General features: G+C 39.7%; 1 protein-coding gene. It reads left to right on the top strand.

Annotated elements, in window-relative coordinates:
- Positions 1-4,291, top strand: a 4,291-nt coding sequence (locus F3G91_RS05830) for an Ig-like domain-containing protein (protein ID WP_188116802.1), incomplete at its 5' end; no start/stop codon positions are given.
- Positions 4,292-4,615: the final 324 nt, after the last annotated feature.

The following is a 4,615-nucleotide window of genomic DNA, read 5'->3' as shown; positions in this document are numbered from 1 at the left end:
CAATGACCATGGTAAGACAACTGTAGATGTTACAGTTCCAACAGATGGCAGTGTAAAACCAGGTGATAAAGTAATCATTAAAGATGAGAATGGAAATAAAGTAGGTGAGAAAGAGATCACTAAAGAAGATCTTGATAATGGTGGTAAGGTAAGCATCCCTGATGTTCCAGTTAAACCTGGTAATAACCCAGTAGTTGCTGAGATAGTTAATCCTAATAATCCATCTAACCCAAGCGAGCCAGCTATTGGTAATATAGATGAAGATCATGAAGTAAATATTGATCTCACTCCAAAGGCTGACGGCACAGTTGATGTAGTGCCTCACGACAATGACGCAACAAAGGTTGAAATTTCATACACAGATAATGGTGGCAACACGCAAACTATAACCGTGGTCAAAAACCCAAGCGCTGGCTGGGTCGTAGATAGCACTCCTGGCAAGACGACAGCTCCAACAGGTGCTTTCAAACTTGATCCACATAGTGGTAAGGTCACTATCAGCGACGATGCGACAAAAGACAACACTCCAGTGATCGCAAAGGCTACTGATGGCGCTGGCAACACAGCCACAGGCGAGACTACTGCTCCAGATAAATTTACTATCAAATTTAATGATGATGCAGATGGCAACGGCACTATCACAAGAGGCGAGAACTATGCTGAGGATGGCGCAAAAGCTACTGCAACTATCAGCATACCAAACCTTGCAAAGGACGGCAGCAAGATACATGTCATAGGCACTGGCATAAATGACTATTATACAGTTCATAAAGATGCTAGTGGCAACGTTACAAGCGTTATAGATACAAAAGGCAACAATGTATTTGACGGCGATAATGGCATAAAGGTTGGCTATAACTATAACCACTACCAAACAGCCCTCGGAAATGCAGCTAGTATCACAGCTGAGCTAGAAGGCACAACCCTTAAAGCTACTTCAAGTGTTAAATTTGAAAATGTTGGTAAGGCTGAAGTTAAATTTGTTGAGCTTGATGAGCATGGCAATGTTCTAAATGAAAAATCAGATCAAATAACAAATCAAAATAGAAATACAGCTATGCTAGATGGTGATATCAACCACACCACAGCACGCATCTCACTACCTGAGAATGTACAAGATGGCGATGTAGTAACTGTAAAATATGGATATGGACCAGATGCAGCCTCTCTTGCAAAAACAGGTGGCACAGATACGACTGCTTATAAGTATTTCTTAGTTCATAAAGTAGCTGATGGCTCTATGACGGTTGATCAGATCACTTCAGCTGATGATAAGACACCTATAAAAGCTGGTCTTACATCTACAAATGGTGTTGGCGAGAAATTTGGTATAGATATCCATGATATGCCAACAACTACCTATAATCTTACGCACTCGCGTGGTATAGAAGTGACCGTAAAAGGTGATGACCGTGCAGAGCAGTCTAACGGAAATACATGGATATTTAGAGATAGCATGGAGGCTCCGAAGGTTGAATTTATAGAAGGCAACAAAATTTATGATCCAAGCATTTCAGGAAGTGGCTCAGGCGCACTAAATGCTGGTATAAGCGTAGCTGACGCTATAAAAGACGGTGATATCAACCACACTACAGCTCGCATAACATTGCCAAAAGTGTTCTCAGACGGCGATAAACTAACAGTTGCTGTAACTGACTACAACAAAATTTATGCTGACACTGGTGTAAAACAATACCCAGCAAATAACCCAGAGCCAACATTTGTTAAGGCATTTATCATTCACAAAGCGGCTGACGGCACCGTGACTTTTGACGAGGTCGATGCAGCTGGCAATGTCACACATGCAGGCATCCCAGCGCTAAATAACAACGCTATCGAAATAACTGGCGTGCCACTATATAATATGTATGAAAATGGCGTTTTGAAGTCAGATTATGTCCATGCAACTGGTGTTGATGCTACTATCACAGACCACCTTAATCTAAATGGTAACGATAGTGGAAGCAATTTAAGTTTTGCATTCTTAGCGAACGTAAATGTTGTCACTATCACAGAGGTGATCGATGATGTTGCAGGTGGTGTAGATCACGGCAATATCAAAGATAATGACGTAGTAGTAAATGGCGTAACTAAAAAAGGGCTAACAAACGACAGTACTCCGACATTTAACGGCAAGGCGGACCCTAACTCAGTAGTGGAGCTATATGATGGCACGACTAAGATAGGTAGCACAACAACTGATAAATTTGGCAACTGGTCTATCACTCCGGCCACTCCACTTGGTGAAGGTGCTCATAGTATCACAGCTTCATCTCCAGCTTCAAATGCGATCAAGGCCTCTGACCCAGCTACTATAACAGTAGATACAGGCACTAAGGTTACATTTGATAGCGTTACAGATGATGTTGCAGGTGGCGTTGTAAATGGTAATGTTAAGGGCAATGATGTGACAGTCGATGGCAAAACACTAAAAGGCCTAACAAACGATAACACACCAACTCTATCAGGCAAGGCAGAGGCTGGCTCAACTGTAGAGATCTTTGATGGTACAAACAAGATCGGTCAAGTAGAGGCAAAAGCTGATGGTTCTTGGAAATTTGAAGTGAGCACTCCACTTAGCGACGGCGAGCATGAGCTTAAGGTAAAAACTACTGACAAAGCTGGCAACACAGCCGAGGCTGCCCCAGTAACCATAACTGTTGATACGAAAATAGTGGATGCAAGAGTTGAATTTATCGAGGATAAAAACAATGATGGTAAATTTAGCTGGAATGAAAATCTTACCAATGAACATCCTGGACGCTTATCTTGGAAGGCGATCATCCCACAAGACGGCTCTGTAAAAGCTGGCGATATATTCCACTATAAATGGGATGAAACTGGTTGGCATGAGCGCCCAGTATCTCAAGCTGAAATAGATAGAGGCTATATGGGTGAGATGAAAAACAACCAAGGTCAGGCAAACGGCAAAATAGGTGTTTTTGGTATAGGCTCTAACGGTGACTCTTATGTTGCAGAGGCTTATTTTAGTGATGCTGCTGGAAATATAGGTAAAAAAGGGCAAGATGAAATAGTATTTGACTTTACTGGCGCACCTCGCACAAAATTGGATGCTAGCGCTATTTATGGAAATGGTGATGAAACTTTCTTGCTTTTAGATCATGGAAGAAAGAGCGATCAAAAAATCACTGAAGCAGCTAAGGGGAAAACTGTAGAAATAGATGTTAAAACATTTACTCACGGCTCGGAAGTTAAATTAGACAATGGTGATGATATCGTAACTGTCAACAATAAACATGGCTGGGGCTGGATAAATGAAGACTCGAAGCTAGATTTAGGTAGAGGCAATAATACACTAAATGTAGGTACAAATATCGATAAATCAACAGTTATAGCAGGAAATGGCGATGATGTAGTAACTGTTGGAAAATGGCAACATACTAACGATAGCTATATAACAAATCACTCTAACATAAATTTGGGTGATGGTAACAACAAATTAACGGTTGGCACAAACATAGATAGCTCTAAAGTCGCAACTGGTAGTGGAGATGATGTTGTAGAAGTTGGTGGCTATATATTAAATGCTAGTGGAAAAATAGCCGGAACCAATGAAGAGTATGGTGTAAATTTAGGTAATGGTGACAATAAACTAACCGTTGAAAATTATATTAAAGGAAGTATAGTTACAACTGGCGATGGGGATGATAGAGTAAATGTTGGTAACTACGTAACAAACTCTACTATAAACTTAGGTGACGGAGATAATGCTTTAACTGTTGAGTCGTGGATAAATGGTGACACTAAGATTATCTCAGGAAAAGGTTCTGATACTATTAACATTGATGATGATTTCGATAAGTCTACCCTCTTAACTGGCGCTGGCAGTGATAAGGTTACTATTGGCGGAGATGTAAAAAATAAATCATCATTGATAGATTTAGGTGCTGGCGATGATACTATAGCCGTTGGTAATATTGAAAATGGTAAAATCGATGGCGGAGATGGCTATGACAAATTAGCTATTACCAACCCAGGCAGATCTATAAATTTAGATAGCATCGCAGATCATGCACATAACTTTGAGGAGCTTAATATCTCTAACAAGAGCCAAAATACTACTTTAAGCGTAAAACTAAGTGATGTCATAAGCTTAACAGATGGTGACAATACGCTAAAAATAACAGCTGATGCTGGAGATAAAGTAGAATTTAAAGATACTGGCTGGCAAAAGGGTGCATCAACTGACGGCTATACCGCATATACAAATGATACTAGCGGAACAACTGTTACTGTTGAGATCAAGGACGAAGTAACACAGCCTATGTAATCATAGATGTAAATTTGCTATCAAAGTGGTGGCATTAAATCAAACGGAGAGCAAGGAAGCTCTCCAAATTTATGTATCAGAAATAAAATTTAAATTTGTAAAATATTTTGCAATTATTTCAACTATCTTTAAGCATCCCTCATATATAATTCCAGCTCACGAAACGAGAAACCACCTTTAACTTCAACGTTAATAAAGCCTTTTTCTTATCGTTGTTCTTTTAACTTACAATTGTTAAACTATTAGTCAATCTTTGAAATCTAAACAAGTGATCGATTGAGCCAGTCTATTATGATTAAATAATAGATTAGACAAACTAATATA

The organism is Campylobacter concisus (assembly GCF_902460715.1).
Lineage (GTDB): Bacteria > Campylobacterota > Campylobacteria > Campylobacterales > Campylobacteraceae > Campylobacter_A > Campylobacter_A concisus_AK.
The sequence above is the reverse complement of the archived record's forward strand: the minus strand, read 5'-3'. Positions and strand labels throughout refer to the sequence as shown.